Raw genomic sequence first — 23,423 nt, forward strand, 5'->3', positions numbered from 1 at the left:
CTGTGGACGTGAGGATCGACAGGGCGGCCGTGCTCGCCGGCGGCATCGGGGTGGCTGGCGTGCTGCTGGTCGTGGTCGTGGCCGGGGACGTGCACGCGCCGCTGGGCGACAGCGATCCGGGACGGCTGGCCTCGCTGCTGTTCGGGCTGATCCGGTTCGCCTCGGACGCCGCCGGCGTGGTCGTGGTCGGCGCGCTGGCGTTCGCCGCGTTCGCGGTCCCGTCCACACCGGACGGTCGGCTGTCCGCTGACGCGTTCGCCTCGGTGTGCCTGGCGGCCGGCGCGGCGGTGGTGTGGGTGGTCGCGGCGCTGGCGGCGGTGCCGCTGTCGGCCGGCGACGCGTCCGGGCAGCCGCCCGGGGTGGTGTGGGCGAACCTCCCGGCCCTGGTGGACGCCACCGAGGAACCCAAGGCGTGGCTGTGCGTGGCCGCGCTCGCCCTCGTGGTCGCGGTGGCCGCGCGACAGACGCTGACCTGGCGGGCCGCTGTGCTGTGCTTCGCCGTGGCCGTGCTGGGACTGCTGCCACCCGTGGTCGCCGGACACGTCTCGGTCGGGGCGTGGCACGACGTGGCCACCAACGCGATGGTGTGGCACGTTCCGGCCGCCGGCGTGTGGGTGGGCGCGCTGCTGGCGCTGCGGTCGTTCCTGCGCCGCCCGGGCGCGCCACACCGGCAGCTGGTGCTGCGCCGCTACCACCGGATGAGCGCGGTGTGCCTGGTCGTGCTGGTGCTCAGCGGCGCGGTGACCGGGCTGGCGCTGGCCCGGCCGGCGGGCCTGGCCACCGGGTTCGGCGCGCTGCTGCTGCTCAAGGTCACGGTGTGCGCGGTGGTGCTGCTGCTGCGCCGAGGGTGGGCCGGGCGGTGGCCGGTGGGCACCGAGGTGGTCGCGCTGGGCGTGGCCACGGGCGGCTCGGTGGCCCTGACCCACCTGGTGCCGCCCGCGTTCACCGCCGACCCGCCCTCGGTGGCGGAGTCCCTGATGGGCTACGAGCTGACCGCGGCACCGGACCCGGCCGCGCTGCTGCTGGACTGGCGACCCGACCTGCTGGTCGGCCTGGGCTCGGTGCTGCTCGCCGGCGCCTACCTGGCCGGGGTGCGCGTGCTGCGCCGGCGCGGGGTTGGCTGGCCGGTGCGGCGGACCGCGGCGTGGCTGGCGGGCTGCCTGCTGGTGCTGGTCGCGTCCTCCTCGGGGATCGGCCGGTACGCGCCGGGCATGTTCAGCGTGCACATGGCCGCCCACATGGTGCTGAACATGTTCGCGCCGGTGCTGCTGGCGCTCGGCGGCCCGGTCACCCTGGCCCTGCGGACCCTGCCGAGGGCGCCGCGCGGCTGGCTGGTGGCCCTGCTGCACTCCGGGGTCGCGCGCCTGGTCGCGCACCCGGCGGTGGCCGCGGTCGGGTTCGTCGCCTCGTTCTACGTCCTGTACTTCTCCGGGCTGTTCGGCGCGGCCATGTTCTACCACTGGGCGCACCAGCTGATGAACGTCCACTTCCTGGTCTCCGGGTACGTCTTCTACTGGCTGGTGATCGGCGTGGACCGGCCGCCGAGGCCGCTGCCGCACCTGGCGCGGTTGGGGATGCTGTTCGCGGTCATGCCCTTCCACGCCTTCTTCGGCGTGATCCTGATGAACTCCCCCACGGTCGTGGCCGAGACCTACTACCGGTACCTGGCCCTGCCGTGGGTGCCCGACCCGCTCGCCGACCAGCGGGTGGCCGGCGGGATCGCGTGGGCGGCCGGGGAGATCCCGATGCTGGTGGTCGTCATCGCGCTGCTGGCGCAGTGGGCGGCGGCCGACCGCCGCGAGGCCACCCGGGTGGACCGGCGCGTGGACAGCGGCGCCGACGACCGGCTGGCCGCCTACAACGCGATGCTCGCCGACCTGGCCGGGCCACGGCACCAGGCGTGAACACCCAGACGAGAGAGGAACACCCCCGATGACAGCGGTGAGCGCGGAGTGTGCCGAGCCGGTCGAGTTGACCGTGTCCGGCATGACCTGTGCGGCGTGCGCGTCCCGCGTCGAACGTGCCCTCAACGCGCTCGACGGCGTGCGCGCGTCGGTCAACTACGCCACCGAACGCGCGCTGGTGCACCTGCCGCCGGGAACCGGGGTGCGGGATGCCGTCGCCGCGGTCGACAGGGCCGGGTACCGCGCCCGGGTGCGGCACCGCGCCGAGGACGACCGGGCCCAGCACGCCGCGGCCGTCACCGACCTGCGGCGCCGGCTGGTGGTGGCGGCGGTGCTGGCGGTCCCGCTGGGCAACCTGTCGATCACCCTGGCCCTGGTGCCCGGATTGCGCTTTCCCGGCTGGGAAGCGCTGTGCGTGCTGCTGGCCGTGCCGGTGGTGGCCTACTCGGCGTGGCCGTTCCACCGGGCCGCCCTGCGCAACCTGCGGCACGGATCGTCCAGTATGGACACCCTGGTGTCACTGGGGGTGCTGGCCTCGTTCGGCTGGGCGCTGTGGTCGCTGGCCACCGGGTCGGGCGGACCCGGCTACTGGCTCGGGTTCGGCGCCACGGCGGCCGGCGCGGACGCGGTCTACCTCGACGTGGCCGCCGGGGTCACCACGTTCCTGCTCGCCGGCCGCTACTTCGAGAGCCGGTCGCGGCGCGGCGCGGTGGACCTGCTCACCGCGCTGGCCAGGCTGGCCGCCAAGGACGCGCGGGTGGTGCGCGACGGGGTGGAGCACCTCGTGCCGGTCGCCGAACTCCGGGTGGGCGAGCTGTTCGTGGTCCGGCCAGGCGAGGCGCTGCCCGCGGACGGCGAGATCGTGACCGGGTGCTCGGCGCTGGACACCGCGGCGGTGACCGGCGAGTCGGTGCCGGTCGAGGTCGGGCCGGGCGACCGGGTGATCGGCGCGACGGTGAACCGCACCGGACGGCTGGTGGTGCGCGCCACCGGGGTCGGCGCCAACACCCAGCTGGCGCAGATGAGCGCGCTGGTCGAGCAGGCGACCCAGCGCAAGGCCGAGGTGCAGCGGCTCGTCGACCGGGTGTGCGCGGTGTTCGTGCCCGCCGTGCTCGTGCTGGCCGGCGCCACCCTCGCCGGCTGGCTGGCCCTCGGGCACCCGCTGCGGGCCGGGTTCACCGCCGCCGTCGCCGTGCTGATCATCGCCTGCCCGTGCGCGCTCGGCCTGGCCACACCCACCGCCCTGGTGGTCGGTGTGGCGCGCGCGGCCCGGCTGGGCGTGCTCATCAAGGGCCCGCACGCGCTGGACGCCAGCCGCGCGGTGGACACGGTCGTGCTGGACAAGACGGGAACCGTCACCACCGGCCGCATGTCGGTCACCCGAACCGCGGTCTTCGCCGAGCCCGCCGAGTCGCCCGAAGTACCCGGAGCTTGCGAACTGTCCGAAGTGTCCGGAGCTGCTGGGGTGTCCGATGTGGACGTGTTGCGCTGGGCCGCCGCCGTGGAAGCCGCCTCCGAACACCCCGTCGCCCCGGCCGTCGTCGCCGCGCACGCCGCGACCGGCACCGGGGCACTGCCCACGGTGGACTCCTTCGAGGCACTGGTCGGCGCGGGAGCACGCGGCCGGGTCGACGGGGTGGACGTCGTGGTCGGCACCGCCGAACTGCTGACCGGACTGGGTGTCCCGGTGCCGCCGGCCGCGCACCGCTGGCTGCGCGAGAGCGCACCGGCCACCGGGGTGCTGGTGGCCCGCGACGGCCGGCTCGTCGGCGGCATCGCCGTGCGCGACACGGTCAAACCCACCGCTGCCGCCGCGATCGCGCGCCTGCACCGGCTCGGGCTGCGCACCGTGCTGCTCACCGGGGACAACGCCGCGTCGGCCCGCGCCGTCGCCGAGGAGATCGGGGTCACCGACGTCCTGGCCGAGGTGCGCCCCACCGAGAAGGTCGCCGCCGTGGCCGAGCTGCGCGCGCGGGGACACCGGGTCGCGATGGTGGGCGACGGCGTCAACGACGGACCCGCGCTGGCCGCCGCCGACCTCGGCATCGCCGTGGCCAGGGGCAGCGACGTCGCCGTGCACGCCGCCGACGTCGTGCTGGTGCGCGACGACCTGCACGCCCTGCCCGACGCCATCGCCCTGGCCAACCGCACCCTCGGCATCATCCGGGGCAACCTCGCCTGGGCCTTCGGCTACAACGCCGCGGCCATCCCGCTGGCGGCGCTGGGCCTGCTCAACCCGCTCATCGCCGGCGCCGCGATGTCGCTGTCGTCGGTGCTGGTGGTCAGCAACAGCCTGCGCCTGCGGAACTTCCGTCCCACCACACCGGACTGACCGCGGCGCGCCCGGTGGTCAGTCCAGCGTGACGGTGCCGCGCGGGGTGACCAGCACGGCGCGCAGCCCGACGGGCCCGGCGGTGACGTCGAGGGTGATGCCGAGGGCGTCGCTGACCCGCCGCACGGCGGCGGGATCGGGGTGGGTGGCGTGCAGGGCGGCCAACTCGACCCGGGGCAGCCCGGTGGACGCCGGGTGCGGGGTGTCGCCCCAGTCGATGAGGAACGGGGTGATCCCGGCCAGCGGCGCCGGGTGGGTCGAGGCGAGCCGCCACTCCAGCAGCGCGCCGTCCGGGGTGCGCCGGGACATCGGCTGGACCGGGCCGTGGTCGGCGCCGGCCTGGCGGGCCGCCACGACCGCCGCCTCGATGTCGGCGGGGCGGACCGCCCAGGTGACCAGCTTCGGCGCGGTGAGCCGGTCCAGACCGAACGGCACCGCCGTTGCGGGCTCGGGCGGGTTGTCCCGGTCGGGGCCGATGATCTCCAGGTAGCTGGTGGGGCCGAGCCCGACCAGGTGGTTGCGGGTGCCTCGGCCGAGGTGCCGGCCGCCCTCGACCGGGCTGACACCGGTGCGCTCGGCGAACTCGGCCACCGCCGCCTCCAGGTCGGTCACCGCGTAGACCAGGTGGTCGAGTCGGGGTTCGAGGTCACCGGTGCCGCTCATCGTGCTGTCCTCTCGGTGGTGGCCTCCGCTGCCGCCGGACCGGGTCGCCAGCCCAGGTGCGGGGCGACCGCGGTGGCGATCAGTTCCAGGGACTCCAGGGTGGCACGCTGCCCCGGGTCGGCCGGGTGCACCTGGAAGATGAGGTCGGTGGCCTGGGTGACGACCGGATCGGCCAGCAGTGTGGCGACCACCTCGTCGGGAGTTCCACAGTGGACGTCGAGCGCGGTGAGCAGGTCGTCCTCGTCGCCGGCCGGAACCGGTTGGCCGGTCGCGGCGAGGTGGTCGGCGAACGCGCGGACGCCCGCTCGGGCCGCGGCGCGCACCTTCTCCCGGTCCAGTCCGACGAACACCGACCGGGACGCGCCGATCCGGGCGGGGACGCCGGCCGGCAGCGCGGCGCGGTAGGCCCGCACCACCGGCTCCTGCACCTCGGCCAGCGGGGCGTGCGGCTGGTTCTCGGGGCGCGGCTGGGTGCGGGAGAGCAGCAGGCCGGTGCCGGCCAGGCCCGCCCTGCGTCCACCGTGGACGCTGAAGGTCGCCTGCCAGATGTCGGTGAGCAGCCGCTGGCCGCGCGGCACCAACACCCGACCCGGCCCGGCCAGCTCCGCACCGGACAGTGCCGCGACGACCCGGTCGAAGTGCGCGGTGAACAACTCCGAGCGGGCCGAGGAGTCGCGCCCGAACGCGGCGAAGGCGGCTGGCGAGCCGCCGGTGCCGAAGCCCAGTTCGAGCCGGCCACCGGAGAGCGCGTCCAGCACGGCCGCGTCCTCGGCCACCCGGATCGGGTCTTCCAGCGGGAGCGTGATGATCCCGGTGGCCAACCGGATCGCGCTGGTGCGAGCGGCCACAGTGGACAGGAAGACCAGGGGGGCCGGCAGGCCGCCCTCGACCGCGTCGAAGTGGTGCTGGGCGACCCAGCCCACCTGGTAGCCGAGCTGTTCGGCCACGACGAACTGTTCCAGCGCCAGCCGGTAGGCGGTCGGGCCCCCGGGATCGCCGCCGTGGTCGGTCAACCGCGTGAAGAAGCCGAGTCGCTTGCTCATGCCGCCTTCCCCAGGTAGGCCTCCTGCACGGCCGGGTTGCCGAGCAGCTCCGCCGCGGTGCCGGCCAGCACGATCCGGCCGGTGGCCAGCACGTAGCCGCGGTGCGCGATGGACAGCGCCAGTTCCGCCTGCTGCTCGACCATCAGCACGGCGATGCCCAGTTCGGCGTTGAGCCGGGCGATCTCGTCCAGGACCTTGTCGACGAACAGCGGGGACAGGCCCATGGTCGGTTCGTCCATGCAGATCAGCCGCGGCCGGCTCATCAGCGCGCGGGCGACGGCCAGCATCTGCTGTTCCCCGCCGGACAGGGTGCCGGCCTCCTGGCGCCGGCGCTCGGCCAACCGGGGGAAGTACTCGTACATCCGCGCCGCGTCCTCGGCGATGGCGGCCCGACCGCGCCGGGTGTACGCGCCGGCGAGCAGGTTCTCGTGCACGGTCAGCTGCCCGAAGACGCGGCGGGCCTCCGGAACCGAGGCCAGGCCCAGCCGGACCCGGGCCGGTGTCGACGCCGAGGTGACGTCGGTGCCGTCCACCAGCACCCGACCCGCCCTGGGCCGGACCAGGCCGAGGATGGTCTTCATGGTGGTGGACTTGCCCGAGGCGTTGCCGCCGAGCAGCGAGACGATCTCACCGGGACGGACCTGGATGGACACCTGGTCCAGGGCCTTTGCCTGTCCGTAGTGGACGTCCACACCGGACAGTTCCAGCAGCGGGGCGCTCATGCGGTTTCCTCCGAACTGCCGCCGGCTCGCCGCCGGCCCAGGTAGGCCTCGATGACGGCGGGGTCGTTGCGCACCTGGTGCGGTGGACCGGCGGCGATGATCCTCCCGTTGTCCATCACCAGCACCCGGTCGGACAGCGCCATCACCAGATCGAGTTTGTGCTCCACCAGCAGCATGGTCTGCCCGGCTGCCTTGAGCGCGAGCAGCTGGTCGAGGACCTCGGCGGTCTCGGTCTGGTTCATCCCCGCGGTGGGCTCGTCCAACAGCAGCAGCCGGGGCCCGGACGCCAGGGCTCGGGCGATCTCGGTGCGCCGCCGGTTGGCGTAGGACAGGGTGTGCGCCTGGTTGTCCCGCCTCGGCGCCAGCCGCTCGTGGAACCGGGCCAGTTGCGCGGTGACGCGCGCGGCCACCTCGGCCTGTTCCGCGCGGACCGCGCGGGTGGGCACCAACGCCACCGCCACCTCGGCCACCAGGGCGAGCCAGCGCAGCACCGGCAGCCGGGCCAGGCGGCGCAGCGGTCGCGCGGCACGGCGGGTGGGGTACAGGCCGACCTCGACGTTCTCCGCGACCGTGAGTCCGCCGAACACCCTGCCGTTCTGGAAGGTGCGGGCGAGCCCCGCGGCGGCGATCTCCTCCACAGTGGACCTGTCGATGCGCGTCCCGCCGAGGCTGACCCGCCCGGAGTCGGCCCGGATCACCCCGGACACCAGGTTCAGCGTGGTGGTCTTGCCCGACCCGTTCGGCCCGATCACCGACACCACCTCGCCGGCCCTGACCTCGAAGTCGATGCCGTCGACCGCGGTGAGGCCGCTGAACGAGCGGCGCAGACCGGCCACGGCCAACACCACGGCCGGTGCACCGGTGTCCGGACCGCCGACCGGACCGCTGACCGGACCGCTGTCCGGTTCGTTGTTGGTCTCGATCGTCATGTCAACGCCTCACCAGCACGCCCTGCGGGCGGAATCGGATGATCACCAGCAACAGCAGGCCGTAGCCGAGGATCCGCACATCGGGCGCCAGCCGCAGCAGTTCCGGCGCCCCGACCAGCACGACCGCCCCGAGCACCGCGCCCAGCGGCGAGCCGAGCCCGCCGAGCACGATGATCGTCAGCACCAGCAGCGACATGGTCGAGGTGAACACGCTGGGGTCGATGTAGCTGTACTGGTGGGCCATGAGGGCACCGGCGACACCGGCGAAGAACGCGGCGATGGCGAAGGCGAGCGCCTTGTAGTCGCGCACCCGCACCCCGGCCGAGCGGGCCGCCACCTCGTCGGAGCCGACCGCGGCCAGCACCGTGCCCAGCGGGGACCTGGTCACCCGGACGACCACCAGCAGGGTGATGGCCAGCACGGCCAGGTCGAGCAGGTAGAACCCGGTCGGCGTGACGATCGCCAGCCCGAACAGCTCCGGCGGGGCGATCCCGGTGAGGCCGTAGCCGCCTCGGGTCAACGAGTCCCAGTTGCGGATCACCGCGACCACGACCGCGCCGACCCCGAGGGTCGCGATCGCCACGTAGTGCCCGCGCAGCCGCCACACCGGTGCGGTCAGCACGGTGGCGACGACCGCGGTGACCAGCCCCGCGGTGGGCAGCGACACCCAGAACGGCCAGCCCGCGAACCCGACGAGCAGGGCCGAGGCGTAGGCGCCGACCGCGATCGGGCCGGCCTGGCCGATGGTGATCTGCCCGGCCGCCCCGCACAGCAGGGTCATCGGCACCGCGACGATCGCGTAGATCAGCACCTGGGTGCCGATCACCAGGGTGTAGCCGTCGGCCAGCAGCGGCACCGCGACCGCGGCCAGCACCAGCGCGAGACCCGCCTGCCAGCGGCGCAGCCGGATGGGGCGGCCCGCCCCGAGGAAGGTCCCGGTCATCGGCTCCTTGCTGAGCAGCGGCACCCTGCCCAGCAGCCCGCCCGGCCGCAGCACCAGCACCACCAGCAGCACCCCGAAGGTGATCAGGTCGCGCACGCCGTCACCGAACAGTGAGATGCCGAACGCCTCGACCACACCGAGCAGGAAGCCGCCGAGCACCGCGCCCACCATGGAGCCCAGCCCGCCGAGGGTGGCGGCCACGAACGCGGTCAGCCCCGCGGACGCGCCCGAGGTGGCCGAGATGTTGGAGGTGTACATGCCGACGAACACCCCGGCCAGCCCGCCGAGGGCCGACGCGAGCACGAACGCCAGGTTCTGCACGCGCGGCACCGGAATGCCCATCTGCCGCGCGGCGTCCGGGTCCTGGGCGGTGGCCCTGATCGCCAGACCCGAGCGCGCCCAGCGCAGGTAGCCGGCCAGCCCGGCCATCACCGCGAGGGTGATCGCGAACATCACCAGGTCCGAGGTGCCGAACCGGATTCCGCCCAGGCGCAGGTTGTTGGTGGGCAGCGCCGGGGGGAAGGCGCGCACCTGGGTGCCGAAGACGATCTGCGACAGGTTGTCCAGCACCAGGGACACCGCGACGGTGGCCAGCAGCGCGGCGATCGGTGGTGCCTTGCTCAGCGGGCGGACCGCGGTGACGTTGATGAGCAGCCCCAGCAGCCCGGTGGCGACCAGCACCCCGAGGATGGCCGTCCACAGTGGCCAGCCCTGTTCGGCGATCAGCCACCAGCCGAGCATCGAGCCGAGGGCGAACACCGAGCCGTGGGCGAAGTTGACCACGTGGGTGACGCCAAAGATCAGTGAGATGCCGACCGCGACCAGTGCGTAGGCGTTGCCGTGCACCAGTCCGGCGACCAGTGTGTCGAGCATGTCGGTGTCGTCTCCAGCCGGCCGGTCAGGACTGGTTGAGCACGAAGACGCCGTCGCGGACGACCAGCTCCTTGGCCTGCACGTCGTGCGGCCGGCGCTCGTCGTTGAACGACAGGGAACCGAACTGCACGGACGGGAACTGCGGGGTCTCCCGCAGCCCCTTCAGCACGCCCTCGCGGGTGGCTCCGCCGTTGCGGGCGGCGGTGACCAGGGTGATCAGCGCGTCGTAGGCGTAGACGTTGAACTCGCCGGGATCCTCGTGGTAGCGGTCGCGGAACGCGGTGACGAAGGACTGCACCTCGGGGCGCGGGTCGCTGTTGACGAAGTAGCCGGTGATGATGTCGCCCTCGGCGGCGGCCCCGGCCAGCCGGAGGAACTCCGGCGTGTTCTGCCCACCGAAGAACTGCCCGGTGAACCCGATGTCGCGCAGCTGCTTGACGATCAGCGCGCCGTCCGGCCCGTACCCGAGGTGCACGACCGCGTCGGGTGCGGCGTCGCGCGCCTGGATCAGGATCGGCCGGAAGTCGGTCGAGTCGGGCAGGAAGGCCGAGGAGTAGACGATGTCCAGGCCGAGGTCCCTGGCCGTGGCCGAGAAGATGTCGAAGGCGGTCTTGCCCCAGTCGGTCTGCTGGTAGACCACGGAGACCCGGCGGGCGTGCCCGGAGACGGCCCTGGCGTTGGCGCGCTGGAAGAACTCCTGGGTCAGCGACGGGCTCCACACGTGGTCGCCGCCCTTGGTGAAGTCCGGGTGTGAGTTGGTGAACCCGTACTGCACCAGGCCCCGCTGTTGGTAGATCGGGGACGCGGCCATCGAGGCCGGCGACGAGAAGTCGCCGAGTTCGGCGATGATCGACGGGTCGTTGACGAACTTCTGCGCGATCGGCACGGTCTGCTTGGGGTCGGACTGCGAGTCCTCCCACTTGAGTTCGACCTTCTTGCCGTTGACGCCACCCTCGGCGTTGACCTTGTCGAGGGCCAGGTCGAAACCCTGCTTCCACAGCCGACCGTACTCGGCGCTGGGACCGGTCACCGGACCGGACACACCAAAGTAGACGGTGTCGCCGGCACCGGCTCCGGCGCCGACGGCACCGCAGGCCGAGAGCGCGACCGCGCCCACCACGGCGGCAACAAGGGTTCTCCTGACAGCACGCATAGTGATCCGTCCCTGGACTTGCGCGGTCGCAAAGGAATCAGGCGAGGCCACCGCCTCGCACGCCGGGCTCGGCGCTGGAGGTATCGACCGCGGGATGACGGTAGGTCGACGGCGAAAACCGGGTCAAGACGTGAACCAACCGTCCCAAGGAGTGGTCGGTGGCGGGCGTGTCCGGGGTGTCGATCATCCATGTCGGACACCGAACTACCGCGGCGCGCCAGGCGTTTGGGAGCTGGGGGAGAGCGGTCAGCCGGTGGCCGTGCCGTTGGGCCGGTACGGCTCACCGAGGCTGAGCATCAGGCGGTTGGCCCAGGAGAAGAACGCGCTCGCCTGCGCGACGTCCAGGATCTCCAACTCGGCCAGACCGACCTCGCGCAGTGCCCGGACGTGGTCGTCGGTGGCCCTGGCCGGCGTGCTGGCCAGGGCGACGGCGAAGTCCACGACGGCCTGCCAGCGCGGGTCCAGGCCCAGCCCGCTGCCGGGCTCGGCACCGCGGTCGAGCAGCCGGTCGATGTCCTCGGCGCGGTCGCTGAGCTGGGCGGCGAGCCTGGCGTGCACCGAGGCGCAGTACACGCAGCCGTTGTGTCGGGAGGTGGCGGTCGCGGCCAGTTCCCGCTCGGCCCGGGGCAGCCCACCGTGGGTGTAGAAGATGCCGTTGTCGGTCGCGGTGCGCTCGACCAGCACGGCGGAGTCCCACGCGAGCAGCCGGAAGTAGGGGGAGTTGGCCCGCCAGCCGGCCAGCGCGTCGCGCTGCTCGTCGGTTGCCTCGGCCAGGTCGAGCGGGGTGAGCCAGGGCGTCCACTCCAGTCCGTCGCGGGTGAACCCGAGCGGGCGCACCAGGTCCGGACCGGGGAAGCTCACCTCGGCGCCGCCTCGGGCCAGCGGTTCCGGGCTCGCGGCAGGTGCCTGCCGGTCGACGGGCAGTGGTGCGGTCCCGGCCGGGTGCGCGCCGAGCAGCCGCAGGCCGGTGATCACCCTGGTCTGGAAGCTGACGAAGGCGACCAGTTGGGACAGGCTGACAATGGCCGATGTGGACAGACCGGCCGCGGCCAGTGCCCGGAGGTGGTCGGGGCGGGCGCTGGCCGGTCGGGTGGTCAGCAGTTCGACGTGCGCCCCGATCGCGGCCGCGCGCACCTGGTCGCGCACGTCGGTGCCGCCCGACCGGTAGTGCGCGGCGAGGGCGTCGTCGGCGTGCAGCTCGGCGGCCCTGGCCGCCGCGGCGTACCGTTCGACCAACGTCAGGTCACCGGCGTCAGCCGGGGCGAACAGCGCCTGGTAGCTGCGCTGCGCGTGTTCGGTCGCGGCAGCGCGCTGTGCGCGCAGCGCGGCCAGTTCCGAGCCGGGGCGCACGCCGGCCAGCGCGGCGATCACATCCACTGTGGACTCCTGGGTGGGCTGGGTGGTGGTGCTCATCGGGATGCTCCGTCGGGTGAGGTGGACGTGTCCGGCCGCCAACCCGGGTCTGGTGGGGCCGGTTGGTGTGCTGCGTGTGCCGCCCGCGCCACCACCTGGTCAGGGTGGCCGAGGTGGACCGGTCCGGGAGACCGGTGTCGGCGCGGTCACGTCCACCAGCGGGCTCCCCTCGTCCGATCGTCCACAGTGCACGTCGTGACCGCGGCCACCGCACGCGGTCCACGGCTTTCTGGCCACCAGGGACGCTACTGGCGCACGATCGCTGGTCAAGGTCGTTTCACATCCTGGTCAGGGGTGCACGGCAGCACACCGGACCGCCGCACCGGCCGTTGCCACGCCTGTCCGGATGGGACACCCGCGTCGCGTGGCGGCGTTCAGGCGGTCAGTGCCGGAGCAGCCGGGCGGCCGCGGCCAGGACCGGGGCACCGACGGCGGTGGCCGCCGCGCCGAGCGTGGTGTCGGTGGCCAGGATCCACCGGACGGTGCGCATGGCCAGGGTGAGGACTTCGCCACCGCGCTCGCGCATGCCGGTCTCGAACCGGTGGATCGCCTCGGAGAGGGTGGTGGTTCCTGCGGTCGACGCGGTGAGGTGCTCGGCCAGGCTCGCGGCGTCGCGGATGGCCGCGCCGGCACCCATGCCGGCCGTGGGCGGGGTGGCGCGCACGGCGTCGCCGAGCGGGTCGAGAAAGCCGATGTACAGCGCTGTCCCACGAGGACCGACCACGAGTCCCGAACGCGGGCCCAGCCGCCGCCGCTCGCTGGCGCTCAGGTCGGCGAGCAGCGTGCGTCCCGAGAACCCGATGATGCCCGCCGGGCGATTGGTCGGACCGCCCGCCAGATGACGGGCGACGATGGAGTGAGCGCCGTCCGCGCCCACCACCAGGTCCGCGGCGACCGGCGCGCGGTCGGTGAACAGCACCTGGGGCGCACCCTCGTCAGGACGACCACCGCCGTGTCCGACGCCGGACACCCGGCATCCCAGGTGCAGGTCGTCGCCGACCGCTTCGGCCAGCAGACCTCGCCCACCTCGTGATGAGCACCCACGACCGCGGTGACACCGCCGCGTCCTGGCCGTGCACCGGAAGCGCACGGCTCACCCTGCCCGCCCACGTCGTGGCCTGCTGGGCACCGGGCGGCTCCGTCGTCGAACACCTCGACGACGACCACTGCCGGCTCACCCTCGGCGCCTGGTCCTGGGCCGGGATAGCCGGCATCCTCGCGACGTTCGACACCGAACTCACCGACCTGCACCCACCCGAACTCGTCCGAGCGTGCCAACGCCTGGCACACCGGTGGGCCACCCTCGCCGACACCGGCGAAGGCCGCGGCACCGGAGAAGACCGCGACACCGGCGGAAGCTGAGAACTCGCCGCAGGAACGAACGCCGGAACCCCGGCCCGGCCTGAGCACGGGCCGGGGTGGGATGCCCCGGTTGGGGGTGGGTGCGACCAGGGCACCCCGGTCATTTGCCGGTCTGCAGGGCACTCCACGTGTTCGGCCCGACGATGCCGTCGGCGTCCAGCCCGCGGGTGCTCTGGTACTGCGTGACCGCCGCGGTGGTCTTCGGCCCGAACTGGCCGTCCATCGCCAGGCCGGCGCCGACGGCCGCGTTCAGCGCGCGCTGCACCCGGAACACCGCCTCCCCGGACGCGCCGTCCTGGATCTGCGGGGTGGCGCCCCTGGACAGCAGCGCGGTCCAGGTGTGCGCGTCCACCGAACCGGACGCGGGCAGCCCCACCCGGGTCTGGAACTGCCGCACCGCCTCGGCCGTCGCCTCGTCCAGGGTGCCGCTCGGGTCGCCGTCGCCGATGTCCTGCCCGGCCGCGCGGAGCAGACACTGGGCCGCCTGCACCAGGGCGCCGGTGGCGCCGGAACCGAGCGGTGGGTAGGACGTGAAGTCCAGTTGGACACCGGTGCAGCCCCGGCGGCCCGCGACCAGGTCGGCGGCGGCCCGCTGCCCCTTGGCCACCGCGTCCGCGCCGTTCTCGATCGGACTGGCCTTGACCCCAGGGAAGAGGATGTAGTCGACCACCTTGCCGGACACCCCGCCAGAACTGGGGCTGGGGTTGATGCCCAGCGCCTTGGCCAGCGCGTAGGAGCCCTCGCCGATGGCACCGCCCGGCCCGACGTCGCCCACCACCGCGTAGGCGACGCGCCCCTGGTACACCACGGCCGCCACGGTGCCGCCGGTGATCCCGGAGCGGGCGTAGCTCCACGTCGAGGTGATGCCGGGAACCACGATGTAGGGCAGCTTCTCCGCGTTCAGCGGTTTGCCGTCGGACTGCGCCCACGCCGTGGAGTTCTGCCAGTACGGGTCGGTGCTGGCGTTGCAGTGCTCGGTCCGCTGGCCGTCGCAGTCGATGGTCATGCCGGACCGCCAGTGCACCGCGTTCCCGGTGGCGCACACCGGAATCGTCCGGGAACCACCGCTGCGCTCGGCGTACAGCCCCGCCGAGACCTGTTGGGTGCAGCTCGCCACCACGGCGCTCAGCTCACCGCCGGTTGGCGGGTCGGCCGCGTGCGCCGTCGCACCACCGGCGACCGTGGCGCCGACGACCGCCACCGCGATCGCCACGCCGGCCAGCAACCTCCGCATGCCACGCTCCTCTCGCGCCGCGCCCCGGCCGCCCCGGCCGGTTTGACCTCTGTGGACAGTCACTTGCCCGCCTGCAGGGCCGCCCAGGTGTTCGGTCCGACAACGCCGTCGGCGTCCAGCCCGCGGGTGCTCTGGTACTGCTTGACCGCCGCGGTGGTCTTCGGCCCGAACTCGCCGTCGGCGTCCAGGCCCGCGTCGAGCGCCGCGTTCAGCGCGCGCTGCACGCGCAGCACCGCGTCCCCGGACGAGCCGTTCTGGACCAGTGGCGTGCTGCCCCTGGCCAGCAGCGCGGTCCAGGTGTGCGCGTCCACCACGCCGGTCTGGCCCAGCCCCACCTTCGCCTGGAACTGCCTGGCCGCGCTCGCGGTGGTGTCGTCGAAGCTGCCGGTGGGGCCGTCCGCCCCGGTGCTGAACCCGGCGCCGGTGAGCAGGCACTGCGCGGTCCTGACCAGATCGCCCGTCGCCCCGGTGGAAAGCTGGGGGTAGTGCGGGTGGGTCAGGTTGACCGCGGCGCAGGTCTTCACGTCGCCCTCGATGACGTTGCGGTAGCGGATCGCGGTGAACTCCGCGGTCCGCGCCGCCGACCAGGTCTGCTGCGAGGCGACCGTGCCGGAGTGCCGCTCCTCCCACACCACCGGCTGGGTCCTGGCGGCGTCGGCCCACCGGACGAACAACCCCATGTGCTGGTGGGAACTGGTGTGCACCCACAGCGCGTCGCCGGGCAGCAGGTCCTTCTTGTCGATCCGGGTGGCGACCTCCATGATGTTTCCCGTCCAGCGCACCACCTTCAGGCCCCAGGCCATGGACACGTAACCCGAGCAGTCCTGCCGGTAGGTGCCGTACTGGTTGGTGTGCGAGGCGGTCTGGCTGTACGGGACCCGCTCGTCGAGCCAGCTCCTGCCCCGGGTGAGGATGTCGTCCCTGGTCAGCCGGAGATCCGCGGTCGGGTGACCGGCGGCCACCAGGTCCGGTTCGGCGGCGGCGACCGGGGCCCTGGCGATCGCCGGTCCACACAGGACGGTGAGGAGGGCGGCGAGGACGAGCACTGCCCTTGTTCGCATGACCGTGCCTCCTGGATGCGTGCGAAGCGAGTCGGGGGTGGTCTTTCTGCGGCGGCAGGCTATGGACGCCGGCGCAACCGCCGGAAGCGTTTTCGCGGTGGTGGAAAGGTTTCCCGCGCACCCGGTGACGGCACTACGGTTGGCCGAGCTGTTCGGGAGGAAGCCCGCCCACGCCAGCAGCCGGGTGGCGAGCTGCCGGTCGACGCCTCGGCGGGTTTCCCGCCCATTCCTGACAACCGGAGGCACCATGCGCAGACTCGCGGTCGTGCTCGCCGTCCTACTCGCGTCGGCGGTCATCGCCAGCACGCCGGCCCACGCCTACGCCGGCGCGTTCTTCCACACCCAGAGCAGCGGCAACCGCGGCGTTGAGGTGCTGGCGATCCAGCACCTGCTCACCCACGGCGGTCACGCCGTGCCGACCACCGGGGTGTTCGACGCGGCCACGGTCACGGCCGTGCGCGCCTTCCAGACCGCCAGGGGACTCGGCGTCGACGGCATCGTTGGCCCCAAGACCTGGGCCGCGCTCACGCCCATCATCCGGCCGGGGGACAGCGGTGACGCGGTCAGGGCGCTCCAGGTCGAACTCAACGCCAAGCGCCGGCTGAGCCTGGCCGTCACCGGAACCTACGACGCGGCCACGACCGAGGCGGTGCGGGCGTTCCAGACCCACGCCGGCATCAGCTCCGACGGCATCACCGGCCCGGACACCTGGAAGAACCTGGTGTGGCACTACGACTACCCGGCGTTCCCGTCGGGCCTGTGCGACCAGGACCCGGACGGCAACGGCACGGCGAACTGGGGAACCGCCGCGGCCATCGCGCAGCTGGAGCAGGCCGCGACCGCGTTCGCCGCCACCGGCAACGGCAACGTCCCGCTCGGCGACGTCGGCCGGGAACACGGCGGTGACATCCCCGGCCACGCCAGCCACGACGTCGGCCTGGACGTGGACATCTGGCCGATCCGAACCGACAGCGCGCAGTGCACCGCCGGCCGGATCACCTGGCAGTCCGCGACCTACGACCGGGCCGCGACCCGGGAACTGGTCAAGGCGATCCGGGCCGCCGCGCCCGGTCACGTGAAGCTGGTCTTCTTCAACGATCCCACGCTGATCAGCGAGGGCCTGACGACCAGCTACGCCAACCACGACAACCACCTGCACGTGCGCTACTGCGAGCTGGTGCACCCCAGCAGCCTCTACACCTGCTGACCCGCGTGGTGGTCGGGGAATAACCGGGTGCGTCGGGGAGCCGGGTCCGCGTAGTATCCGCGGTGGGACGGCTCCTGGGCGTGCTTCCTTCTCACCTCATCTTGGAATGAAACCTAGTGCGCCCGCTCTCCGTCCCTTTTTCCTGCCCGACACAAGGGGGGTGGCATGGCGCTCGGCGGTGCGGTGGTCGGAGGGAAGGTCGCGGCGACCGATCCGGTCGCGCTGGTGCTGCTGCGCCGGTCGGGGCTGGTGGCCCCGGGGCTGCTCGGTGGGCAGGGCAAGGTCAAGGTGCCCAGGCGCCGCGCGGCCGGCGTCGCCGGCGGGGTGGTGGCGCTGGAGGCCGACGTGCTCGCCAGGGGATTCCTGGTGGGGCCTCGGCTGCGCGGCCACCTGACCGGGCTGCCGGTCGAGCGCCTGGTCGGTGTCGGCGCCGGGCTGCTCGCGGCACTGGACCGGCTGGTCGGGGCGCACGTGCCGCACGTGCCCCTGTTCCGGCGGTTTCCGCGCAGCGTGCCCGAGAACACCGCCGAGCTGTACGTGCGGCGGGTGTTCACCCTCCTGCTGCAGGAACCGAGGCAGCCGTGTGTGCTGTGCGGCGCGGTGGACACCGTGGAGCCGGTGGCGCCGTGCGCGCACCTGGTGTGCCACCGGTGTTGGGACGGCGCGGACTACTCGGCGTGCCCGATCTGCCACCGCCGGATCAGCCAGCACGACCCGTTCCTGCGGCCCACGCCGGCCCCGGGCGGCGCGGGCGTCCCGGCGCTGCCCAGGCGCGCGGTCGTGCTGGAACTGGCCGACGACGTCAACGCCGCCGTGCACCGGACGGTGGCCGCGCTGCTGGCCCGCGCCACCCCGCTGGCGCCGCAGGACCGCGACGACCTCACCGTGCTGCTGGACCGGGTCGGGCACGGGGACCTCGGCTGGCTGCCCGGGGCGATCCCGGTGCGGGAGACCAGGGCACTGGTGCTTGGCCGGCTGTTCGCGGACCCGGAACTGGTCGACCGCAGGGCCGAACTGCTCGGGCGGTACGTGGACACGGCGACCGATCTGTTGCGGCTGCTGCACGTGATGTTCGGCGGCGACGCCGGACTGGTCACCGCGCCGGCGGTGCGGCTGTCGCTGCCGAGGCGGCTGCGCCGGACCATCCTGCTGCGGCTGCACAAGCTGCCGTTCGCCGGGCTGGTCGACGACCTGTTCCGGCACCGGCGGGCCTGGCTGCGCGTAGCCGAGAACCTGCACCCGTTCGACCAGGCCGACCGGCACCCCAGGGCCGCGCTCGCGTTCGCCGTGCTGCGCGGGACCACAGTGGACGCCGACACCGAGTTCGGGCGGCTGCTGCTGGCGACCGCGGCCGAGCAGGGCGAGCTGGTGCGGTTGGTGGGCGACCAGCTGCGGGTGACGCGGTGGTCGGGCCGGCTGGAGCAGGCGCTGCGCTCCGGTGTGGACGCCGACGCGCTGCGGCTGTTGGCGCAGCGGCCCGGAGAGCTGGCCAGGCGGCTGGTGGCGGTGGCCGGTCGGGCCGAGGACACCGACGCGCTGCTGGCCGTGGTGCGCGACGCCCTGCCCGCGGTGAGCCCCGGCGTGCTGATCGCCGCGCTGGGCGCGGTCCGCGCCGCCAGTTGGCCGGCGGGGGACCGGCTGTACCACCCGCGCGGCGGGTCCGCGCGGCTGTGGACCGAACCCGACCGCCGGCCGAGGCTGGCCGCCGCTGTCGGCAACGCGCTGGACCAGGCGATCACCGCGGAACTGCTCGACCGCGCCGGCCGGCTGTCCACTGTGGAGAACGCGCTGCTCGACACCGGCCTGGCCGACCTGGTGGCGCCGTTCACCGAGCGCACCGCGTCGGGTGCGCTGGTGCGGCTGCCCAGGGGCAGTGCCCAGCCGCTGCCCGGTAACCGGGTGGTGCGCCTGTTCCTGCACTGGACCCAGCCCGAGGACCGCCGCGTCGACCTGGACCTGTCGGTCGCCCTGTTCGACGGCGCCGGCTCGTTCCTGGCCTGGTGCGACTACACCCGGCTGCGCTACGGCGGGGACGCCGCCGTGCACTCGGGCGATCTGACCTCGGCGCCGGCGCCGCTTGGCGCCAGCGAGTTCGTCGACCTGAAGATCCCCGACCTGGTCGCGCGGGGCGTGCGCTACGTGACGATGGTGGTGTTCAGCTTCAACGACGTGCCGTTCGAGGCCATGACCGACGCGTTCGCCGGGGTGATGGCCGATCCTCCGCGCGGCTCGGCCGCGTTCGAGCCCAGTGCCGTCGAGCAGCGGTTCGACCTCACCGGCAGGGTCAGGGTGGCCACGCCACTGCTGCTGGACCTGGCCCACGGCCGGATGCGGTGGCTGGACGCCAACCTCACCGGGGCCGGCGGCACGCACAGCGTGGCCCGCTACTCGGCGACGCTCGGCCTGCTCACCGCCGCGGCCGACCGGTACTTCGCCGCCGGCACCCGCGTCAGCGTGTGGGAACTGGCGTGCTGGCACGCGGCGGCCCGCGCCGAGACGACGACCGTGCGGCACGGCAACGGGTCACTGGTCGCCTACCGGCGCGAACCCGGTGAGACCGTGGCCGCCTACGCCAGCCGGCTCATCGCGCTGGGACCGACCGGGGCCGAGCCGGCTGGCGGCCGGCCCGACCTCGCCGCACTGGTCCGCGGGGACGCCGAGGTCGCCGAGCGCGCCTCGGTGTTCGCCCTGTATCCGTCCCAAGTGGACACCGGTCGCGCCACCCCGCTGGACGCGGCCGACCTGGTCGCCGCGCTCGCCCGGCAGTAGCCGGCCCGGCCAGCTCAGTGCCGCCAGCTCAGTGCCGCCAGTTCAACGCCGCCAGCTCAGTGCACGGCCGGTGCCGGGTCCGCCGAGCGGGCGGGCGTGTGCCGTGCCCGGACCAGCAGCACGGTGAACGCGGCGAGCACCGACACGATGGACAGCGCGTACAGTCCACCGGCGGTGCTGCCGGTCTGCTCCTCCACGTAGCCGACCACGGTGGGGCCGACGAACCCGCCGAGGTTGCCCAGTGAGTTGATCAGCGCGATGCCGGCCGCGGCGATCTTGAGGTCCAGGCTGTGCTGGGCCATCGGCCAGAACGCCGAGGCCGCGCACTTGAACCCGGCCGCGCCCAGGCACAGCGCGGCGAGCGCGAACCACGGTGAGCCCAGGGTCGCCAGGAACGTGCCCAGCGCGCCGGCCACCAGCCCGACCGCGACCCACGGCCGCCGCCGCCCGGTGCGGTCGGTGTACCAGGCCAGCGTGTACATGGCGGCGATCGCGCAGATCCACGGGACCGCGGTGAGCAGGCCGACGGTGAAGTCCGAGATGTCCGGGATCTTCTTGACGATGCTGGGCAGCCAGAACGTGATCGAGTACCCGGTCAGCGACATGGCGAAGAACAGCCAGCACAGCAGCAGCACCTGCGGGTTGGCCACCAGCCGCCACTTGGACACCCGCTCGGTCCTGGCGCTGGCGCGCACGGCCTCGTCGCGCTCGACCGCGGCGGTCAGCGCGTCCTTCTCCTCGTCGGTGAGCCACCTGGCGTCGCGCACCCGGGAGACCAGGAAGAACCCGGCGACGATCCCGACGAGCACGGAGAACCCGCCCTCCAGCAGGAACATCCACTTCCAGCCGGGGATGCCGGCGAGGCCGTGCATCTCCAGCAGCGCGCCGCTGATCGGTCCGGTGACGATGTAGGCGGACGCGGAGCCGCCGAGGAAGATCGCGGTCGCCCGGCCGCGTTCGGCGTTGGGCAGCCACTTGGTGAAATAGTAGATGACGCCGGGGAAGAACCCGGCCTCGGCGACCCCCAGCAGGAACCGCAGCAGGTAGAACGTGGTGGTGTCGGTGGTGAACGCCGTGGCCGCCACCACCACACCCCAGGTGATCATGATGCGGGTCAGCCACACCCGGGCGCCGAACCGTTCGAGCAGGATGTTGCTGGGCACCTCGAAGATCGCGTACCCGACGAAGAACAACCCGGCACCGAGTCCGAAGGCTGCCGCGCCGATGCCGAGATCGGCCTTGAGGTGCGTCTGGACGAAGCCGACGTTCGTGCGGTCCATCTGGTTGATCACCAGCATGAACACCACGAGCGGCAGCATCCGGCGGAAGAACTTCCGCACGGCGCTGCGGTAGGCGGGACTCTCTGACGACAGCGTCATCGGCGTCTCCGGTTCGGACTTGTCGCATCCGTCTTCATATGTAGACGGATGCCCTGTACCGAGACAACCTAGGAACAGGTCGACCGCGAGTCAATGCCCGCCGTGACCGCTGGCGGCCACGACGTGGATCAGCGGCGGCGGCGGGCACGGCCACCCGGTGCCCTGGTGAGCGCGCCCACTCTGCACAATGTGGACATACCGCCCGACCGAGGGGAGAACCGTTGCTCACCGATCCCGCTGGACGTTTCCGGCTGTTAGCGATGGCCGAGGCGGTGTCCTGGGCCGGTCTGCTGGTCGGCATGTTCTTCAAGTACGTCGTGGTCGGCAACGACCTCGGGGTGCGGGTCTTCGGGCCGGTGCACGGCGTGCTGTTCGTCTGCTACGTGCTCGTCACGCTCCTGGCCCGCGGTCCGCTCGGCTGGCGGGTGCCCACCCTGATCCTCGCGCTGGTGGCGAGCATCCCGCCGTTCGGCACCGTCGTGTTCGAACGCTGGGCCGCGCGCACCGGTCGGCTGGACCGCGCGCGGCGCCCCGCCGAGGTCTGAGCACGTCGGGACCGCGGCCGGCCGGCACCGCCAGGTGGAGTTCCCGGCGGAAGTCCACCTGGGACGGTGTCGCGGCGCTGGTGGCGCGCGCGGCGCGGTCGGCCCAAGCAGGGGGTGCCGCTCCCGCCAGCGAGTGAACTTCCCGGTGCTGGGCCTGCGGGTTGGGTGCGGGCGCGCGACCGTGGTGGCGGAACCAGGGACGGTTCCCCGTGCTCGTCGAGTCAGGAGAAGCCGATGGACATGCCGGTCGTGAGTGAGTGTTCGGCGGAGTCCTGCGCCTACAACCGGAACCACGCCTGCCACGCCCTGGCCATCACGGTCGGGATTCCGGAGCAGGCGCACTGCGACACCTACTTCACCGCGCCCCGCCAGGGCGGGGTGGCCGACGCCATGGGGCACGTCGGTGCCTGCAAGATGGCCGACTGCCAGCACAACGTGGACCTGGAGTGCCGGGCGCCGGCGATCAGCGTGGGCGCGCGCCAGGACGTGGCCGACTGCCTGACCTACAGCCCGCGTTAGGTCCGCGAGAAGGAGCGGGTGCCGGGGACGAGCGCGGCGGCGGCGGGGGCGAGGAAGCAGACCAGGGCGCAGCCGCCGAGCACGGCCGGTGCGCCGAAGGCGTTCATGGCCGGCGTGATGAGCGCCAGGCCCGCCGGTGCCAGCCCGTAGGACAGCAGGAAGTCCAATGAGGACACCCGGGCCAGCTTGTCCGGGGCGATTTCGCGCTGGGTGGCGGTGAACCAGGGCACGTTGAACAACTCGATCCCGATGCCGGCGAGCACGTAGGCGACGGCCACCGCCACGGGGTGCACCGGCAGGAGGAGGCTGAGCGGGGCGAAGCCGTAACAGGCCAGCCCGGCAAGCGCTGTCCAGCCCTGGGCGCGGGGGCGCCACCGCGCGACGAGCAGCGCCCCGGCGAGCGCGCCGGCGACGTAGCAGGTGGTCGCGCTCGCCAGGACGGCCTCGCTGCCGTAGCGGTCCCGGCTGACCAGGGGCAGTGCCACGCCGGTCGCGGAGTAGCCGGTGGCGATCACCGCGGTCAGCGCGCCGAGGCCGGCGAGGAACCACGGGTGCCGGCGCGCCTCGCGCACGCCCTCGGCGAAGTCGGTGCGAAGGGCGGTGCGCCGCCTCGGGGTGTCCGGTGGCAGCACACCGGCTGTCCCCGAGGGCGGCAGCAGCGCGGCGACCAGCCAGAGCAGGCCGATGCCGAGCAGCAGCGCCGCCGTGTCCAGGACGGTGGCCAGCAGTGCGGTCAGCGCGGGGCCGACCAGTGTGGTGACCCGCACCGCCAGGGTCGTGGCGGCGTTGGCGCGCTGACGCCGGGCCTGGTCGACGACCTCGGCGGTGAGCGCCTGGAACGCCGGCCGGCACGCGCCCTGCCCGGCGCCGGCCACGGCCGAGGCAAGCGCCATGAGCGGCACGGACCAGCCCAGCCCCAGGGCGATCACCGGCGCGGCGAGCGCCGCGGCCAGACCGGACCACAGGACGACCCCTCGGCGGGAGTACCGGTCGGCCAGCACGCCGCTGACCGGGACCGCGGCGAGGAAACCCGCGGTCCGCGCGGCCAGCACCAGTCCGAGTCCGGCGGGGGTCAACGCGTGGTCGAGCGCCGCGAGCCCGAGGACGAAGGGCAGTGCCCAGGTCGCCAGTCCGGACGCGGTGGTGCCTGACCACAGGCGCAGGAAGGACGCGTCGCGCAGGAGGGATGGGTGGCGAGCGGCGGACCCGGCGGCGCTGGGCTCTGCCGGTGCGGTCACGGGAGGGCTGCTCCCTCGGAGCGGGGTCCTGGGCACGCTCGTCACTGTAATGAAAACCGTTGTCGTTAATCTGGGCGGGGTGGTTCGTTCGGGTTACCACGTTCGGGCTAGACGATAATGATTGTCATTTGTAG

At 73.3% G+C, this 23,423-nt stretch carries 19 protein-coding genes; 7 read left to right on the forward strand and 12 right to left on the reverse strand.

Annotated elements, in window-relative coordinates:
- Positions 1-8 precede the first annotated feature (8 nt).
- Positions 9-1,904, forward strand: coding sequence for a cytochrome c oxidase assembly protein (locus LX83_RS21330; RefSeq protein WP_253774105.1), 1,896 nt, complete (start codon positions 9-11; stop codon positions 1,902-1,904).
- A gap of 28 nt (positions 1,905-1,932) precedes the next feature.
- Positions 1,933-4,236, forward strand: a complete 2,304-nt coding sequence (locus LX83_RS21335; protein ID WP_253774107.1) for a heavy metal translocating P-type ATPase — start codon at positions 1,933-1,935, stop codon at positions 4,234-4,236.
- Between the two features lie 18 nt (positions 4,237-4,254).
- Here the strand turns inward: LX83_RS21335 and LX83_RS21340 are convergent, their stop codons facing one another.
- The 8 genes from LX83_RS21340 to LX83_RS38465 all read right to left on the reverse strand — a co-directional run bounded on the left by LX83_RS21340 (position 4,255) and on the right by LX83_RS38465 (position 12,945).
- Positions 4,255-4,899 carry a VOC family protein gene (locus LX83_RS21340; RefSeq protein WP_253774109.1) on the reverse strand — a complete coding sequence of 215 codons (645 nt, stop codon included), beginning with the start codon at positions 4,897-4,899 and terminating at the stop codon, positions 4,255-4,257.
- Entirely contained in the window at positions 4,896-5,942 is a 1,047-nt protein-coding gene (locus tag LX83_RS21345) for a putative FMN-dependent luciferase-like monooxygenase (RefSeq protein ID WP_253774111.1), read from the reverse strand. The genes LX83_RS21340 and LX83_RS21345 overlap by 4 nt, the downstream gene beginning before the upstream one ends.
- Positions 5,939-6,664, reverse strand: a complete 726-nt coding sequence (locus LX83_RS21350) for an ABC transporter ATP-binding protein (protein ID WP_253774113.1) — start codon at positions 6,662-6,664, stop codon at positions 5,939-5,941. Before LX83_RS21350 ends, LX83_RS21345 begins: the two co-directional genes overlap by 4 nt.
- The gene (locus LX83_RS21355; RefSeq protein WP_253774115.1) at positions 6,661-7,593 is read right to left on the reverse strand and encodes an ABC transporter ATP-binding protein; all 933 of its coding nucleotides are present in this window, start codon (positions 7,591-7,593) and stop codon (positions 6,661-6,663) included. The genes LX83_RS21350 and LX83_RS21355 overlap by 4 nt, the downstream gene beginning before the upstream one ends.
- Before the next feature lies 1 nt (position 7,594).
- A complete protein-coding gene (locus LX83_RS21360) occupies positions 7,595-9,409 on the reverse strand; it encodes an ABC transporter permease (protein WP_253774117.1) in 1,815 nt (604 codons plus the stop codon).
- Between the two features lie 25 nt (positions 9,410-9,434).
- Positions 9,435-10,562 (reverse strand): ABC transporter substrate-binding protein, encoded by a 1,128-nt coding sequence (locus LX83_RS21365; RefSeq protein WP_301328600.1) that lies wholly within the window; start codon positions 10,560-10,562, stop codon positions 9,435-9,437.
- A 246-nt stretch (positions 10,563-10,808) separates the two neighbouring features.
- On the reverse strand, positions 10,809-11,975 hold the full coding sequence (locus LX83_RS21370) for an alkylhydroperoxidase domain protein (protein WP_253774122.1): 1,167 nt from the start codon (positions 11,973-11,975) through the stop codon (positions 10,809-10,811).
- Positions 11,976-12,357: 382 nt separating this feature from the next.
- Positions 12,358-12,945, reverse strand: a complete 588-nt coding sequence (locus LX83_RS38465) for an FAD-dependent oxidoreductase (RefSeq protein WP_253774124.1) — start codon at positions 12,943-12,945, stop codon at positions 12,358-12,360.
- A gap of 62 nt (positions 12,946-13,007) precedes the next feature.
- Between LX83_RS38465 and LX83_RS21380 the strand changes: the two genes are divergently transcribed.
- Positions 13,008-13,337 (forward strand): WYL domain-containing protein, encoded by a 330-nt coding sequence (locus tag LX83_RS21380; RefSeq protein WP_253774126.1) that lies wholly within the window; start codon positions 13,008-13,010, stop codon positions 13,335-13,337.
- Positions 13,338-13,437: 100 nt separating this feature from the next.
- Here the strand turns inward: LX83_RS21380 and LX83_RS21385 are convergent, their stop codons facing one another.
- Both LX83_RS21385 and LX83_RS21390 read right to left on the reverse strand, forming a co-directional pair.
- Positions 13,438-14,571 (reverse strand): peptidoglycan-binding protein, encoded by a 1,134-nt coding sequence (locus LX83_RS21385; RefSeq protein WP_253774128.1) that lies wholly within the window; start codon positions 14,569-14,571, stop codon positions 13,438-13,440.
- 59 nt (positions 14,572-14,630) lie between these two features.
- Positions 14,631-15,632, reverse strand: a complete 1,002-nt coding sequence (locus LX83_RS21390) for a C40 family peptidase (protein WP_253774130.1) — start codon at positions 15,630-15,632, stop codon at positions 14,631-14,633.
- A 247-nt stretch (positions 15,633-15,879) separates the two neighbouring features.
- Between LX83_RS21390 and LX83_RS21395 the strand changes: the two genes are divergently transcribed.
- Together LX83_RS21395 and LX83_RS21400 are read left to right on the forward strand one after the other, a co-directional pair.
- The gene (locus LX83_RS21395; protein WP_253774132.1) at positions 15,880-16,839 is read left to right on the forward strand and encodes a penicillin-insensitive murein endopeptidase; all 960 of its coding nucleotides are present in this window, start codon (positions 15,880-15,882) and stop codon (positions 16,837-16,839) included.
- A gap of 165 nt (positions 16,840-17,004) precedes the next feature.
- On the forward strand, positions 17,005-19,608 hold the full coding sequence (locus LX83_RS21400) for an MXAN_6230/SCO0854 family RING domain-containing protein (RefSeq protein WP_253774134.1): 2,604 nt from the start codon (positions 17,005-17,007) through the stop codon (positions 19,606-19,608).
- 56 nt (positions 19,609-19,664) lie between these two features.
- Here the strand turns inward: LX83_RS21400 and LX83_RS21405 are convergent, their stop codons facing one another.
- On the reverse strand, positions 19,665-20,987 hold the full coding sequence (locus LX83_RS21405) for an MFS transporter (protein WP_253774136.1): 1,323 nt from the start codon (positions 20,985-20,987) through the stop codon (positions 19,665-19,667).
- Between the two features lie 221 nt (positions 20,988-21,208).
- Here LX83_RS21405 and LX83_RS21410 point away from each other — a divergent pair, with 221 nt between their 5' ends.
- Together LX83_RS21410 and LX83_RS21415 are read left to right on the forward strand one after the other, a co-directional pair.
- Positions 21,209-21,532, forward strand: a complete 324-nt coding sequence (locus tag LX83_RS21410) for a DUF3817 domain-containing protein (RefSeq protein WP_253774138.1) — start codon at positions 21,209-21,211, stop codon at positions 21,530-21,532.
- Between the two features lie 234 nt (positions 21,533-21,766).
- A complete protein-coding gene (locus LX83_RS21415; protein ID WP_253774140.1) occupies positions 21,767-22,051 on the forward strand; it encodes a DUF1540 domain-containing protein in 285 nt (94 codons plus the stop codon).
- Here the strand turns inward: LX83_RS21415 and LX83_RS21420 are convergent.
- A complete protein-coding gene (locus LX83_RS21420; RefSeq protein ID WP_253774142.1) occupies positions 22,048-23,289 on the reverse strand; it encodes an MFS transporter in 1,242 nt (413 codons plus the stop codon). The two genes, LX83_RS21415 and LX83_RS21420, sit on opposite strands and share 4 nt — an antisense overlap.
- Positions 23,290-23,423 lie beyond the last annotated feature (134 nt).

It is taken from the genome of Goodfellowiella coeruleoviolacea (genome assembly GCF_024171785.1).
GTDB classification, from domain to species: domain Bacteria; phylum Actinomycetota; class Actinomycetes; order Mycobacteriales; family Pseudonocardiaceae; genus Goodfellowiella; species Goodfellowiella coeruleoviolacea.

Coding starts and splice junctions, on each gene's coding strand:
- LX83_RS21400 (WP_253774134.1), top strand. CDS start 17,005: ATGGCGCTCGGCGGTGCGGTGGTCGGAGGGAAGGTCGCGGCGACCGAT.
- LX83_RS21390 (WP_253774130.1), bottom strand. CDS start 15,632: ATGCGAACAAGGGCAGTGCTCGTCCTCGCCGCCCTCCTCACCGTCCTG.
- LX83_RS21365 (WP_301328600.1), bottom strand. CDS start 10,562: ATGCGTGCTGTCAGGAGAACCCTTGTTGCCGCCGTGGTGGGCGCGGTC.
- LX83_RS21405 (WP_253774136.1), bottom strand. CDS start 20,987: ATGACGCTGTCGTCAGAGAGTCCCGCCTACCGCAGCGCCGTGCGGAAG.
- LX83_RS21380 (WP_253774126.1), top strand. CDS start 13,008: ATGAGCACCCACGACCGCGGTGACACCGCCGCGTCCTGGCCGTGCACC.
- LX83_RS21355 (WP_253774115.1), bottom strand. CDS start 7,593: ATGACGATCGAGACCAACAACGAACCGGACAGCGGTCCGGTCAGCGGT.
- LX83_RS21415 (WP_253774140.1), top strand. CDS start 21,767: ATGGACATGCCGGTCGTGAGTGAGTGTTCGGCGGAGTCCTGCGCCTAC.
- LX83_RS21360 (WP_253774117.1), bottom strand. CDS start 9,409: ATGCTCGACACACTGGTCGCCGGACTGGTGCACGGCAACGCCTACGCA.
- LX83_RS21370 (WP_253774122.1), bottom strand. CDS start 11,975: ATGAGCACCACCACCCAGCCCACCCAGGAGTCCACAGTGGATGTGATC.
- LX83_RS21345 (WP_253774111.1), bottom strand. CDS start 5,942: ATGAGCAAGCGACTCGGCTTCTTCACGCGGTTGACCGACCACGGCGGC.
- LX83_RS21385 (WP_253774128.1), bottom strand. CDS start 14,571: ATGCGGAGGTTGCTGGCCGGCGTGGCGATCGCGGTGGCGGTCGTCGGC.
- LX83_RS21350 (WP_253774113.1), bottom strand. CDS start 6,664: ATGAGCGCCCCGCTGCTGGAACTGTCCGGTGTGGACGTCCACTACGGA.
- LX83_RS21395 (WP_253774132.1), top strand. CDS start 15,880: ATGCGCAGACTCGCGGTCGTGCTCGCCGTCCTACTCGCGTCGGCGGTC.
- LX83_RS21335 (WP_253774107.1), top strand. CDS start 1,933: ATGACAGCGGTGAGCGCGGAGTGTGCCGAGCCGGTCGAGTTGACCGTG.
- LX83_RS21340 (WP_253774109.1), bottom strand. CDS start 4,899: ATGAGCGGCACCGGTGACCTCGAACCCCGACTCGACCACCTGGTCTAC.